This window comes from Shewanella xiamenensis (assembly GCF_024971755.1).
Taxonomy (GTDB): domain Bacteria; phylum Pseudomonadota; class Gammaproteobacteria; order Enterobacterales; family Shewanellaceae; genus Shewanella; species Shewanella xiamenensis.
Genome location: NZ_CP079718.1, coordinates 3147433 through 3160112 on the forward strand (window position 1 = coordinate 3147433; position 12680 = coordinate 3160112).

A 12680-nucleotide genomic window follows, 5' to 3' on the forward strand; every position below is an offset into this window, starting at 1 on the left:
ACCTTGGTCAGCCGAGGTTAAGTTCCTTGTGGGTCCTTGTGGGTAAGATAAGACAATATTTGGCTCCCGCGTATAATTTGCGTACACTGAGTCCAGTCGACGTTAAGGCATGAGTATTATGAGAATTTTGGTTGTTGAAGATGATCTTATTTTATCCCATCATCTAAAAGTACAGTTAAGCGATTTGGGCAACCAAGTTCAAGTGGCCCTCACTGCCAAAGAAGGTTTTTTCCAAGCCACCAATTACCCCATAGATGTTGCCATTGTCGATTTAGGTTTGCCCGATCAAGATGGTATTAGTCTTATCCAACAATTACGTGAAGAAGGCGTTAAAGCCCCCATTCTTATCCTCACAGCGAGGGTGAATTGGCAAGATAAAGTTGAAGGCCTCAATGCGGGCGCTGACGATTATTTAGTTAAACCCTTCCAAAAAGAAGAACTTGTCGCAAGACTTGACGCCTTAGTCAGACGTAGCGCCGGCTTTGTCAAACCAGTCATTACCAGTGGTGAGTTAAAACTTGATCTTGCCGCTAAACAAGTAACGCTCGGCAATGACATTATGGAAGTCACCGCCTTCGAGTACCTTATCCTCGAATATTTAATGCGCCATTGTCATGAAGTCGTCGCAAAACAGCGGCTATTAGATGTCATTTATGGCGACAAAGAAGGCGATCCTAATACTATCGAAGTGATGGTGAGTCGCTTACGTAAAAAACTCACCCGCGATGGCATTGATAATCCGATAGCCACAATCCGTGGCCAAGGATATAAATTTAATCTGCCATGCAACTAAGGCTCAAATTCAAGAAACGTCTGCTTACCCGGATGTTTCTCACCTCGTTATCTATCATCACCTTAGTAGGGTTTGGCCTCGCTTGGATGGTCAACATTTTGCATGCGCAAAATAGCTATAACGAAGAAACCGCCCAGCTTATCGCCGAAATTCCACAAGTTGCCGCCGAGCTTAGAGAACATGATCTTATTCCTGATACCAGTGCTTGGTTAGAGGAAAACAACAAGCAAGAGCGGTATGTAATCGCAAGTTGTGATGAGAAGTTTAAACAAGTATGGACCTCATCCCTCGCTGTTGACCGTGGCCTCTTCGATACCTGCGAACGTTTCAACGAAATCCGTAACGACTCTCCGCCCTATTACCTCACCTTGGCCGATGACAGAGGTTACTTTGTGTATTTGCTCGCGGTAGAAATCGCTGGCGTACATTACAACCTGCTTGTAATGAAAGATGCAGCCAAGCTCGAGCAGGAATACAGCAAATTCAGTAAACGAACCTATATCCGTCTGGCCATGGTGCTCGCTCTCGCACTGATTCTGCTGGTCAGTGCGGCATATTGGGGGATGCGTCCACTCGTAAGGATGCAAAACGAGTTGCAGTCGATAAACCAAGGTAAGACTAAGTCACTTTCAGAAGGTTACCCCGTTGAGCTTGAAGGCGTAACTCAAGCGCTTAACCAACTATTACAGCAATCGAGCGCCCAACAACAACGCTATCAAAACGCGATGAACGATCTGGCGCACAGCTTAAAAACTCGTCTTGCAGCCGTTCACGCCATTACCGATGATACAAGTCTGACAAAGCAATCTGCCAATGAAAAAATCATGGAGCAGATCAGCCAGATGGATCAGCTGGTTAAATATCAACTAAAACGCGCCATGTTAGGTCGCCAGGGATTAAAGCAGGAACACACCGCGATTGCCCCACTTGTTGAGCAACTCGCGCAAATGCTATTTAAAATTTACCGTGACAAACAGGTGAAATTTAAGGCCAACATCCCGACTAATTTATTGTTTCCCGGTAATAAAGGCGATTTAATGGAACTCTGCGGTAACTTAATGGAAAACGCCTTCAGGCTATGTATTAGCCAAGTACAGGTAACAGCACATTTTAATCAGCAGGGTGATTTTGAATTGATCGTCGAAGATGATGGCCCAGGCGTAGAAGAACAACTTAGGCAAAAAATTATTCAGCGCGGCGTAAGAGCCGACAGCCAATCGCCAGGGCAAGGGATTGGCTTAGCCGTATGTGATGAAATTGTCAGTAGTTATGGCGGAAGTCTAAGTATTGAAGAAAGCCATCTTGAAGGCGCGCGATTCAGAATTACCATCCCAACCTAACTATCCTATGCATAAACAGCATAAAGCTGCTCGGCGCGATTAAACATCACCCAAGAGGTGGCAATGTACTTATCATTACTGATAGGCATATTGCCACGATGGGAATGAGTAAAACCTGCTGGCGCAATCACCATTGTGCCTTTTTTAGGTGCGATTTTACGCTGCTGATAATAAAACTCGGTCTCGCCGCCCTCTTCTACATCATTTAAATAAAACATGTAAAGCACCACACGGTGTAAGGCCTCGTTGTGGTTAAGCTGAGGAAATTGCTCGGAATGCCAGTGGGGATATCCACCTTTATTCTTTTGATATTTCTGAATATTAATACTACCACTGCGGTATAAATATTTGACCAATGCTTCGGCTCTCGGCTTACCAAGACGCTCAAAATTCGTTGGCGTTAGAGTCACAGCCTGGCCTTGTTCATCACTGACAGAAACCGCCACCGCTCCCATTAACGCCATCGCATATTGACTAAAATAATCTGTCGTTCCCTTAAGTGTATAAGATAACAACTCATTTTTAAGTGGCTGTAAATCAGCGAAATTATCTAATGTAAGATCTCGACTGATCTTTTTTTCAAGATCTACCCCATTACCGGTTTGCCCATCAACCACACCTGAGTGGTTTTCGAACGCAAGAATGAGACGATCACATAAGTCTTCAGGTATCGCATTAGGGTATACTTCGATAAAATCCATATAGGCTCAATGCTTCGGTTATTTTCCAATCTTACTATGCTGACATGTTAGTTAAGTAATTGTAAAGCTGCACCATTGATATAAAATAACGCCATTGGCTTCACGATAACAAAAATATGAAAAAAAGCTGTAAAGTATCAATTCATCAATTACAAGTGGGTAATTTTGTGCGGTTACCCGTTGCTTGGAAAGATCATCCTTTTTTATTCAGTAGCTTTCACATAAAACAGGCTGCGCAAATTGAATTAATTAAAAATCTCGGTATTGAACACGTAATTGTCGATTTAGAGCGCAGTGAAACCGCACCGTTAAATCCTGAGGCCATTAATCCTATCAAGCTGCCACCGAGTCCTGAACTGCACGATCTTAAAAATGATATGGATGTCTATAAGGCTGAGCAAATCGAAGTCCAGAAAAAACTACGCCGAGATATTCATAAAACGGAACAAAACTTCACCCGTTCAGTGGCCATGATGCGCAGTATGATTTCTAAACTACGCAATCGGCCGTTGAATGCCGTTGATGATGCTAAGGTGTTAGTCCACAGTATGGTGGAACAGCTGTTAACTTCCGATAATCTAGTACTGCACTTAATGAGTGACGCCAAACAGGATGAGAGTATTTACTACCATTCGTTAAACGTTGCCATACTGGCCATGCTGATTGCCAAAGAGATGGAATGGGATCGAAGTGAAATTGAATTAATCGGTTTAAGTGCGCTATTTCATGATGTGGGTAAACTCAAAGTGCCACCGCAGATTTTGAAAAAGACCACACCTTGGTCTGCGCCTGAGCTTAATTTTATTAAGCAACATCCCCTTCTTGGGATTGATTTACTCAAACTGGCTGAGAATTTCCCTGAGGCTGCCTTCCCTGCTATCACCAATCACCATGAGTTTCTTGATGGCACAGGTTACCCCAAGGGATTGCAAGAAACGGATCTTGATAAGATGTCCCAGCTATTAGCAGTGGTGAATGAATATGACTCCCTGTGTTATCCAGGTAATCAGGGTAAAGCTCGTATGCCATACGCCGCGTTGGGACACTTGTATAAACAATATAAAACGAAATTAAATCAGGAATATATTGGCAAAATGATCAAGATGCTTGGCATTTATCCCCCGGGAAGTGTGGTGGAATTGTCAAGCGGCCAATATGCGATGGTGATGTCGGTCAATCTGCAAAAGCTACTTTGCCCTAAAATCCTCGTTTACGATGCATTAGTGCCAAAAGATCAAGCGCCTATCGTTGATCTTGAAATCGAAGGGATCAGTATCGTCCGCTGCCTTCCTCCCGCGGCACTACCTGAAAAAGTTCACGAATATCTCAACCCTCGAGAACGCGTCAGTTATTACTTTGGTGGCGATAGCCGCAAATAATCCCCATAAAAAAGCCGGAGAAACTCCGGCTTTTTGCGAATACTTTGCGATTAAATCAAATTGGCCAATTACAGCCAATGCTTACGCTTAAAGAAAAAGTAAGTTCCCGCAGCGCTCGCAAGCATCATTAGAATCGCCATCGGATAACCATATTGCCATTCTAGCTCTGGCATACCATTAAAGTTCATTCCGTAGCTACTCGCGATAAGTGTCGGAGGCAGAAAGACAACGGCAGCGACCGAGAAAATTTTGATGATCTTATTCTGCTGTAATCCACTAAAACCCATCGCGGCATCCAGCAAGAAGTTTAACTTGTCGAAGATAAACTGGCTGTGAGGCATTAAAGACTCAATGTCCGAGAGCATTTCACGTAAGTCTTTTAAGTGTTCATCGGATAATTGCCCGCGGTAATATCGCTGCATATAACGTAGTGAGCGCTGGGTATCGAGCAAACTTAAGCGAATCTTACCGTTAGAGTCTTCTTGCAATGTGATCAGCTTAAACACATCATCAAGCTCTTCACTGTCAAAAACCTGCTCACCGACATTTTCAAGCACGGTATACACGTCTTCGATCAAATCAGAGAGATAATCCACTTTTAAATTAAATAGTTCGAGAAACAATTCCTGAGGGGTTGATACTTCTAGCCGACCTAACCGCAGATAGTTTCGTAATAGGCGGATAAGTCCGACATCCTCTTCACGGATAGTCAGTAGAAAATTAGTACGCAGGTTAAAGGAAACGTTCACCCCACGCACATCTTGCCCCACCCGTTGTGGGAATAAGGAATTGATATGCAGCCCGTCGCTGTTTTGATAAAAACGTGCCGACGCCTCAATCTCGTTGATATCTTCTTCGTCTGGCACTTCTTCAACTGAAAAATGACTTAACCACTCTCGCTCTGCATCATCAGGTTTATAAAGATCCAACCATATGGTCGACGCCGGAATACTGTCCTGAGTGTTAATCTCTGTCACCGTCAACTGACGGTTTTTATAGACGTAGGCAGTAATCATGTGTCCTCCTGAAAAAAACTTAAGCTAAAAAGTCCACTTAAGTGCAGGCTAAAAAATTGTCGCTAGTTTAACGCATAACTTCGCAATGAAAAGGCGGGAGAGATAAATTCGTAAAATAAATATGCCTTAGTCTTCGAGGATCTCTAGTCGCTCAGCATTTGAAAAACGAATATGTACCCCCTCAACCGTGACCATCTTTGCTTCTGAGATATCGCCTTTACGGGCATGATAAACACCGAAACTGTCACCCGATGGGGATACAATTGTCACGGTCACCACTTTATGCTGATCGTGCCAATACCACACACTGTAGCTTAAAACACAAAGCCCAAGCAGTAAAAATACCCCACTCATAGCGTAGCGCCGCAATAGACTCGGCAACACAGGCGTATTTTGTAATGACGCTTGAACCACACCAGGCTTACGTTTAGCGAGCAGCAAAATCGCCATAATGATGACGGCGAGGGTGAGCAGCAGTTTTGTTAACAAGGTACACTCCAGAGGAACTAACTCGCAGTAGTATAATCGACAAATAAAAGGGAAACTGTCATTAAGATCAAGCTTATGAAACTCTTACTCAGGGGCTTGGACATTAATTTTGAATCGAAGATAACACCAAAAGATGACAAACAAAGGAAAGTTAACAATCCTCAAATTGTTTTGCCATCCTGCGAATTTGAGTTAACAGCACACCGTGACGATTACGTTCAGCACACAGTTTTTGATGAACAGGATCTGATGGATTACCAACAAGTATAATTCGCACTTGATAGCCAAGGGCTTTGGCTGCGGCCTCGTAAGCCATGTACTCCCAGCGGCAGAGATTAGTATTATCACAAATCACCACAGGCTGGGCATTGCTGAGTGCTTGAATAAATGCAGTTAAATTACGTTGATGGTATTCGGAAAGTTTTTTCGCATCGAATCGATACACCTCTCCCTCGTAGAAAAAACTGTCGGTCGAGAAAATACCACCTTGACGGACGCGCAGCGCATATTCTAACGGCAGATTAGCGACAAACTGTTCAACCCAATAGGATTTACCGCAGCCCGGCAAGCCACGCATGATAATCGCCAGTTTTTGCGCCATGGGCTCGTTGCTCATTCTTTTAAATCAGACTCGGCTAAATCGGAGCCAATCACTTTGCCTGCGAGTATAGTATCGACTAATTTAGGCACCAACTCCCCTGCCTTACCGGTTAAATGATATTGAAACTGGCTGTGTCTATCGGGCGATTGTAAATTAACCTCGACAGTTTGCGCCCCATGATGATTGGCCGTGTCAACAAAACCCGCTGCGGGATATACCGTGCCCGAGGTACCAATGGCGATAAATAAATCACAATTATCGAGCGCATCGTGAATTCTATCCATGCCTAACGGCATTTCACCAAACCACACCACATGGGGACGTAACCTTTGTGCAGGAATACAACACGTACAACAGTTGCTTACCCCAAAGGGTTCTCTCAATAAAAAGGTCTGACGGGAGCGAGGACAGCGGCCTTTAGATAATTCCCCATGCATATGCAGTAAGCGACGCGATCCAGCCCGCTCATGTAAATTATCAATATTTTGGGTAACAACCAATAACTGTCCAGAAAACTCAGCCTCTAACTTGGCTAACGCTTCATGAGCCGCATTAGGCATCACAGTACCACTGTGTAACTGCTCCCAACGGCTGTTATAGAAACGTTCAACAAGCTCGGCATCTCGGGCATAACCTTCGGGGGTGGCTACATCTTCAATATGATGCTCCTCCCACAATCCATCTTGATCGCGAAAAGTTCGTAATCCCGACTCGGCAGAAATACCCGCGCCAGTTAATACCACAATATGTTTGTACATACTGTTTCCTTTTATTGTAATTATTCTATTTATTGTCCCGAATTTTTCGCATCCTGAACATTATTCCTTGGTATAACCTTACAAAAACTATGCTTGAATTGCCGCAATTTATTGCGATTTCACGCTCAGTAACACAATTTATCTGCATATAGCCCCATAAAGCTAGAACAAAGGTTTAAGTTTTTAATTTGAGCCTCTATAATGGCAATCACTATCCACGGATGAACCTATTGGTTCTGCAATCAAGAGATTAGCAATGACAGATGGAAATCAAGCGCTAAAAAAAGCCGGTTTGAAAATCACCCTGCCACGAGTCAAGATCCTAGAACTGATGCAAGGACCTGAAAACCAACATATCAGTGCAGAAGACTTATATAAGAAACTGCTCGATTTAGGCGAAGAAATTGGTCTAGCGACAGTCTACCGTGTATTAAACCAGTTTGATGATGCCGGCATAGTCAGTCGTCACCACTTTGAAAGTGGTAAAGCCGTGTTCGAGTTATCGACTCAGCATCACCACGATCACTTAGTTTGCCTGTCTTGCGGTAAAGTAATTGAATTTTCAGATGAAGTGATCGAACGTCGTCAAGAAGAATTGGCCAGTAAGCATAATATTAAGCTGACAAACCACAGTTTATATTTGTACGGCCATTGCACAAACGATACCTGTGATCATAACGACGAATAAGTTCGCTCGAAGGCATATTTCAATAGTGTCTTAGCTGTAAGCTATATCATAAAAAAACCAGCCATAGGCTTAATGCCGATCAGTTAAGACAGATCGCTTGACGATCTCGCTGAAAAGATCAAAATCCGATGACCTCATGTCATCGGATTTTTTATGCAACTCTCAGAAGCACTCGCCCGTACTCATATTACCCGCCTAACCGAATTCACCTGCTTAGCTGATGTGTTAGAACCTGAGTTAATTCAATCTTGCCTAGACTCTCAGGGCGTTGCGACGTTAAGACGGCGTAAATTTCCGATGGACGCGATGATTTGGGCCGTTATCGGAATGGCTTTGTTCCGAGGGGAGTCTGTTCGGTCACTCATCAACAAACTCGACATTGTTTTGCCGCAAGAGATTGATTATGTTGCACGCAGCGCCGTGACTCAGGCGCGTAAACGATTGGGCAGTGAGGTTATTAGAGAAGTATTTAGCCGCAGCGCCAATACCTGGCACGCGAGAGCTGAACATCCTCATTGGTGCGGCCTTAACTTGTATGGTGTTGACGGTGTAGTGTGGCGGACACCCGATAGTGTCCAAAATCAAGCCGCCTTTGCGCGTACCGCAAACGCTTCAGGCGAAGCGGCTTATCCGCAAATTCGCATGGTTTGCTTGATGGAGTTAAGCAGCCATTTGTTGGTCAACAGCGCCTTTGATTCGGTTGCCGAAAATGAAATGAACTTAGCGTCCCAGCTCATTCCTAGCATTCCCAATCACAGCCTAACCCTATTTGACCGAGGATTTTACTCGCTCGGCCTGCTGCACGTTTGGCAGCAAGCGCAACCTGATAGCCACTGGTTGTTGCCACTGAAGAAAGGCACTCAATATGAAGTAGTGCGAACGCTGGGGAAACATGACCAGTGGGTGAAACTCACCACGACACCTCAAGCCAGAAAGAAATGGCCGCAGCTCCCTGAAACTCTTGAAGCGCGTTTATTGACTAAGACAGTGAAAGGTAAGTCAGTCGCCATTTTGACCTCGTTGATAGACCCGATGCGTTACCCCAGCGAAGACATCGTCGACTTATATGCCCATCGATGGGAAATCGAACTGGGCTATAGAGAGATGAAACAACATCTGTTGGAGAGTCGTTTTACGCTCCGCAGTCAACTACCGGAGCTGGTGACTCAAGAGTTATGGGGCGTGCTACTGGCCTACAATCTCATTAGATATAAGATGTTGCTGATGGCTAAAAGCTTGCCATCGGTCCATCCCAATCAACTGAGTTTTCGGGATGCGGCGAGTTATATCATCTTCAAGTTGACACAACTGTCATCACAAACACCGGGGAATGTCCCGAGAGACGTATTGGATATAGAACGAAATGCACGGCAATTTAAGCTGGATGGTAAACGGGAAAGGGCATATCCACGAGTCCTTAAAATGAGCAAAAACAAGTTTCCGGTTAGACCAAAGAAAAATGCCGTTCACTCTTAAGTGAACGGCATTAAGCCATCGGCTGGTTTTTTATTAAAATACAAATGGTTAGTTATAAAGCTTTGGCGTAGACGTTGACTTTATACCCCATAAACTCGCTAGGTTCACGCCAATGCATTCCTATGCGTTTAGCCACTGCTTCAGAACCTAAATTCCCCTCTAAGATCAAAGCGATGATTTGCGTAATGCCAAACTGCGGGAACACGCTGATTGCTGCTTGAGCAGCTTCGGTACCGATGCCTTTGCCCCAATATTCAGGAAAATAACGATAGCCAATTTCGACTTCGTTAAACTCAGGAATAAATTTTGGCCCACAAAAACCAATCACCTTACTATCAGCCTTATGCTCAACAGCCCAGCGGCCAAATCCCCGTTGTTGGTAATCCTGAAGGATCACATTGTGGAATAGTTCACGAGCTTGCTCACGCTCAGTAAAAGGCTCGGTTGGAATGTATTTCAACATCGCAGAGTTACTGTTCATCAAATAGAGGGCATCGATATCCTGCTCGGTAAAGGGTCTAAGAATTAAACGCTCTGTCTGTATAATCATATTGGCTTCCTTCATATTGCCCTCTATATACTCACTCATGTCCAGCTTAGCGACTAACGATGAAAATCACCGCTACGCTCTGGCTGATAAACAATTTCTTCAATACGGACTTTTACCATTGAGCCCCCTGGACCTGGCCACTCGATTTCATCACCTTGTGATAAGCCCAATAAGGCGCTGCCTACGGGAGCGAGGATGGAAATCGTGCCCTCACCCGTCGCATCCTTAGGATAAACTAAACGCAAACAAAAAGTGTCGTTACTGGATGACACACTAAATTTCACTTCAGAATTCATCGTCACCACATTAGCGGGCATCTGCGCTGCGGGCACAATGTCTGCTCGGTCGAGTTCCGCCTCCAATGCTGCACGTCCCGGAAATGCATTCGCAGGTAATGACTCCAGCAGACGCTCAAGTCTTTCTAAATCGATTTTTGAAATAATAATCTTTGGCGTTTTCACAGTCTTTCCCTCATGTAAATAGATGCCCCTTAGGGTTAGCCATCTGCTCTGGGCTTATCCTCCCCCAATGGGATAAGCCAATAAAAAATACGCTCGCAGCTTAATGCCGCAATCGTGTGATAATTAAGTACAAGATTTATAGCTGAACAGCCATGGTGCCATAAGCGTAAGGCTTAGGGTTGTGGCTCTACGGATACATTTGCACGTCAATCAGATTATGACGCCCTGTAGAGAACCCCAATCTAACCCTTTGCTAACTAAAATGCTAGCCTGCATGGTGTTAGCTTTGTCCATTCTCACACTTCCACCAGAGTACTGGCTAACAGATGCACAATAAAAAAGGCGCCTTAGGCGCCTTTTCGTGTGTTAACGGTTAGATTACCAACCGGTTTTAGCACGCAGCGCTTTGCCGATATCCGCTAACGAGCGGACAGTGGTCACGCCCGCTGCTTCTAATGCAGCAAATTTGTCAGCAGCAGTACCTTTACCGCCAGCGATAATCGCACCCGCGTGACCCATACGCTTACCCGCAGGAGCAGTAACACCCGCGATGTAAGAAACAACTGGTTTAGTCACGTTAGCTTTGATATAAGCTGCCGCTTCTTCTTCAGCAGTACCACCGATTTCACCGATCATTACGATGGCTTCTGTCTGTGGATCGTTTTGGAACATTTCCAATACGTCGATGAAGTTAGTGCCTGGAATTGGGTCACCACCAATACCTACGCAAGTAGATTGGCCGAAACCTTCGTCAGTGGTTTGCTTAACCGCTTCATAGGTCAGCGTACCAGAACGAGAAACGATACCCACTTTACCTTTTAAGTGGATGTGACCTGGCATAATACCAATCTTACATTCACCTGGCGTGATAACACCTGGGCAGTTTGGACCGATCATGCGAACGCCAGTTTCTTCTAGCTTCACTTTCACTTCCAGCATATCCAGTGTTGGGATACCTTCAGTGATACAAACGATAAGCTCAATACCACCGTCGATAGCTTCGAGGATAGCGTCTTTACAGAAAGGCGCTGGAACGTAGATAACAGAAGCCGTTGCGCCAGTCGCAGCCACAGCGTCTTTCACAGTGTTGAACACTGGCAGACCTAAGTGCTCGCTGCCGCCTTTACCTGGAGATACACCACCAACCATTTGCGTACCGTAATCGATAGCTTGTTGAGAGTGGAAAGTACCTTGACCACCGGTAAAGCCTTGGCAAATTACCTTGGTATCTTTGTTAATTAATACAGACATTATTTGCCCTCCGCAGCTTTAACTACTTGCTCAGCCGCATCAGTCAGACTGTTAGCTGCAATGATATCAAGACCTGATTTAGCTAATACTTCACGGCCTAATTCAGCGTTAGTACCTTCTAAACGCACTACAACTGGAACTTTAACGCCAACTTCTTTAACCGCGCCAATGATACCTTCTGCGATCATGTCACAACGTACGATACCACCGAAGATGTTAACCAGAACGGCTTTCACATTGCTATCAGACAGAATGATCTTGAATGCTTCAGCAACACGTTCTTTGGTCGCGCCACCACCTACGTCGAGGAAGTTAGCTGGCTTGCCACCGTGCAGGTTAACGATGTCCATCGTACCCATCGCCAGACCAGCACCGTTCACCATACAACCTACGTTTCCGTCCAGCGCAACATAGTTCAGTTCGAACATTGCAGCATGAGCTTCACGGGCGTCATCCTGTGATGGATCGTGCATTGCTTTGATTTTTGGTTGACGGAACAGTGCGTTGCCATCGATACCAATTTTGCCGTCTAAGCAGTGCAGGTTACCTTCAGTGGTGATAACCAGTGGGTTGATTTCCAGCAGTGCGAAATCGTGCTCAACGAACATAGTCGCCAGACCCATGAAAATCTTGGTGAATTGCTTCATTTGAGTTGGGTTTAAGCCCAGTTTGAAGCCAAGATCACGTGCTTGGTATGGTTGAGGACCCGTCAGTGGATCGATGATCGCTTTGTGAATGAGTTCTGGCGTTTCTTCGGCCACTTTCTCAATCTCAACACCGCCTTCAGTTGATGCCATAAACACCACACGACGGGTGCTACGGTCAACTACTGCACCTAAGTACAGTTCGTTAGCGATGTCGGTGCAGCTTTCTACTAAAATTTTAGCAACTGGCTGACCTTTCTCATCTGTTTGATAAGTCACCAGATTTTTGCCTAACCAGTGTTCGGCAAAGGCTCTGATTTCTTCTTTATCGCCAGTGACTTTAACGCCACCCGCTTTACCGCGGCCGCCTGCGTGTACTTGACACTTAACAACCCATAAATTTCCGCCAATACGGCCAGCTGCTTCTACAGCTTCTTGGGCTGTATCACAAGCAAAACCTTCTGACACTGGTAAACCATATTCGGCAAATAAGGATTTTGCCTGATACTCATGCAAATTCATGATGATCTATC

At 44.9% G+C, this 12680-nt stretch carries 14 protein-coding genes; 5 read left to right on the forward strand and 9 right to left on the reverse strand.

Annotation, left to right across the window (positions count from 1 at the left end; all coding sequences use genetic code 11):
- Positions 1-118: 118 nt before the first annotated feature.
- Positions 119-793 (forward strand): response regulator, encoded by a 675-nt coding sequence (locus KXJ80_RS15065; protein WP_011072043.1) that lies wholly within the window; start codon positions 119-121, stop codon positions 791-793.
- Positions 784-2133, forward strand: a complete 1350-nt coding sequence (locus KXJ80_RS15070; RefSeq protein WP_218738400.1) for an ATP-binding protein — start codon at positions 784-786, stop codon at positions 2131-2133. The genes KXJ80_RS15065 and KXJ80_RS15070 overlap by 10 nt, the downstream gene beginning before the upstream one ends.
- A 5-nt stretch (positions 2134-2138) precedes the next feature.
- On the opposite strand, the gene KXJ80_RS15075 is transcribed toward KXJ80_RS15070, so the two are convergent.
- Positions 2139-2834: a 2OG-Fe(II) oxygenase gene (locus tag KXJ80_RS15075; RefSeq protein WP_218738399.1), complete on the reverse strand. Its 696-nt coding sequence runs from the start codon at positions 2832-2834 to the stop codon at positions 2139-2141.
- Positions 2835-2950: 116 nt separating this feature from the next.
- Between KXJ80_RS15075 and KXJ80_RS15080 the strand changes: the two genes are divergently transcribed.
- Positions 2951-4213 (forward strand): HD-GYP domain-containing protein, encoded by a 1263-nt coding sequence (locus KXJ80_RS15080; protein WP_037417439.1) that lies wholly within the window; start codon positions 2951-2953, stop codon positions 4211-4213.
- A gap of 68 nt (positions 4214-4281) precedes the next feature.
- On the opposite strand, the gene corA is transcribed toward KXJ80_RS15080, so the two are convergent.
- From corA to cobB, 4 genes are all read right to left on the reverse strand, one after another.
- On the reverse strand, positions 4282-5229 hold the full coding sequence (gene corA / locus KXJ80_RS15085; RefSeq protein ID WP_037417441.1) for a magnesium/cobalt transporter CorA: 948 nt from the start codon (positions 5227-5229) through the stop codon (positions 4282-4284).
- Between the two features lie 126 nt (positions 5230-5355).
- Entirely contained in the window at positions 5356-5718 is a 363-nt protein-coding gene (locus KXJ80_RS15090; protein WP_055648120.1) for a hypothetical protein, read from the reverse strand.
- Between the two features lie 151 nt (positions 5719-5869).
- Positions 5870-6319, reverse strand: a complete 450-nt coding sequence (locus KXJ80_RS15095; RefSeq protein WP_037425713.1) for an ATP-binding protein — start codon at positions 6317-6319, stop codon at positions 5870-5872.
- Positions 6320-6330: 11 nt separating this feature from the next.
- Complete coding sequence (gene cobB, locus KXJ80_RS15100) at positions 6331-7077, reverse strand: Sir2 family NAD+-dependent deacetylase (RefSeq protein WP_055648119.1); 747 nt, start codon at positions 7075-7077, stop codon at positions 6331-6333.
- A 256-nt stretch (positions 7078-7333) separates the two neighbouring features.
- Between cobB and fur the strand changes: the two genes are divergently transcribed.
- Positions 7334-7765, forward strand: coding sequence for a ferric iron uptake transcriptional regulator (gene fur, locus KXJ80_RS15105; protein WP_037417447.1), 432 nt, complete (start codon positions 7334-7336; stop codon positions 7763-7765).
- Positions 7766-7918: 153 nt separating this feature from the next.
- Complete coding sequence (locus KXJ80_RS15110) at positions 7919-9241, forward strand: IS4-like element ISSba6 family transposase (RefSeq protein WP_259474460.1); 1323 nt, start codon at positions 7919-7921, stop codon at positions 9239-9241.
- A 52-nt stretch (positions 9242-9293) separates the two neighbouring features.
- Here the strand turns inward: KXJ80_RS15110 and KXJ80_RS15115 are convergent, their stop codons facing one another.
- From KXJ80_RS15115 to sucC, 4 genes are all read right to left on the reverse strand, one after another.
- Positions 9294-9791, reverse strand: a complete 498-nt coding sequence (locus tag KXJ80_RS15115; RefSeq protein ID WP_218738398.1) for a GNAT family N-acetyltransferase — start codon at positions 9789-9791, stop codon at positions 9294-9296.
- A gap of 53 nt (positions 9792-9844) precedes the next feature.
- A complete protein-coding gene (gene rnk / locus KXJ80_RS15120; RefSeq protein ID WP_218738397.1) occupies positions 9845-10252 on the reverse strand; it encodes a nucleoside diphosphate kinase regulator in 408 nt (135 codons plus the stop codon).
- 378 nt (positions 10253-10630) lie between these two features.
- Positions 10631-11503, reverse strand: coding sequence for a succinate--CoA ligase subunit alpha (gene sucD / locus KXJ80_RS15125; RefSeq protein WP_037417452.1), 873 nt, complete (start codon positions 11501-11503; stop codon positions 10631-10633).
- Positions 11503-12669 carry an ADP-forming succinate--CoA ligase subunit beta gene (gene sucC, locus KXJ80_RS15130; protein ID WP_218738396.1) on the reverse strand — a complete coding sequence of 389 codons (1167 nt, stop codon included), beginning with the start codon at positions 12667-12669 and terminating at the stop codon, positions 11503-11505. The genes sucD and sucC overlap by 1 nt, the downstream gene beginning before the upstream one ends.
- Between the last annotated feature and the right edge of the window lie 11 nt (positions 12670-12680).

What these genes read in the sequence shown, in the direction of transcription:
- KXJ80_RS15065 (WP_011072043.1), top strand. Translation starts at nt 119, where the DNA reads ATGAGAATTTTGGTTGTTGAAGATGATCTTATTTTATCCCATCATCTA.
- KXJ80_RS15070 (WP_218738400.1), top strand. Translation starts at nt 784, where the DNA reads ATGCAACTAAGGCTCAAATTCAAGAAACGTCTGCTTACCCGGATGTTT.
- KXJ80_RS15075 (WP_218738399.1), bottom strand. Translation starts at nt 2,834, where the DNA reads ATGGATTTTATCGAAGTATACCCTAATGCGATACCTGAAGACTTATGT.
- KXJ80_RS15080 (WP_037417439.1), top strand. Translation starts at nt 2,951, where the DNA reads ATGAAAAAAAGCTGTAAAGTATCAATTCATCAATTACAAGTGGGTAAT.
- corA (WP_037417441.1), bottom strand. Translation starts at nt 5,229, where the DNA reads ATGATTACTGCCTACGTCTATAAAAACCGTCAGTTGACGGTGACAGAG.
- KXJ80_RS15095 (WP_037425713.1), bottom strand. Translation starts at nt 6,319, where the DNA reads ATGGCGCAAAAACTGGCGATTATCATGCGTGGCTTGCCGGGCTGCGGT.
- cobB (WP_055648119.1), bottom strand. Translation starts at nt 7,077, where the DNA reads ATGTACAAACATATTGTGGTATTAACTGGCGCGGGTATTTCTGCCGAG.
- fur (WP_037417447.1), top strand. Translation starts at nt 7,334, where the DNA reads ATGACAGATGGAAATCAAGCGCTAAAAAAAGCCGGTTTGAAAATCACC.
- KXJ80_RS15110 (WP_259474460.1), top strand. Translation starts at nt 7,919, where the DNA reads ATGCAACTCTCAGAAGCACTCGCCCGTACTCATATTACCCGCCTAACC.
- KXJ80_RS15115 (WP_218738398.1), bottom strand. Translation starts at nt 9,791, where the DNA reads ATGATTATACAGACAGAGCGTTTAATTCTTAGACCCTTTACCGAGCAG.
- sucD (WP_037417452.1), bottom strand. Translation starts at nt 11,503, where the DNA reads ATGTCTGTATTAATTAACAAAGATACCAAGGTAATTTGCCAAGGCTTT.
- sucC (WP_218738396.1), bottom strand. Translation starts at nt 12,669, where the DNA reads ATGAATTTGCATGAGTATCAGGCAAAATCCTTATTTGCCGAATATGGT.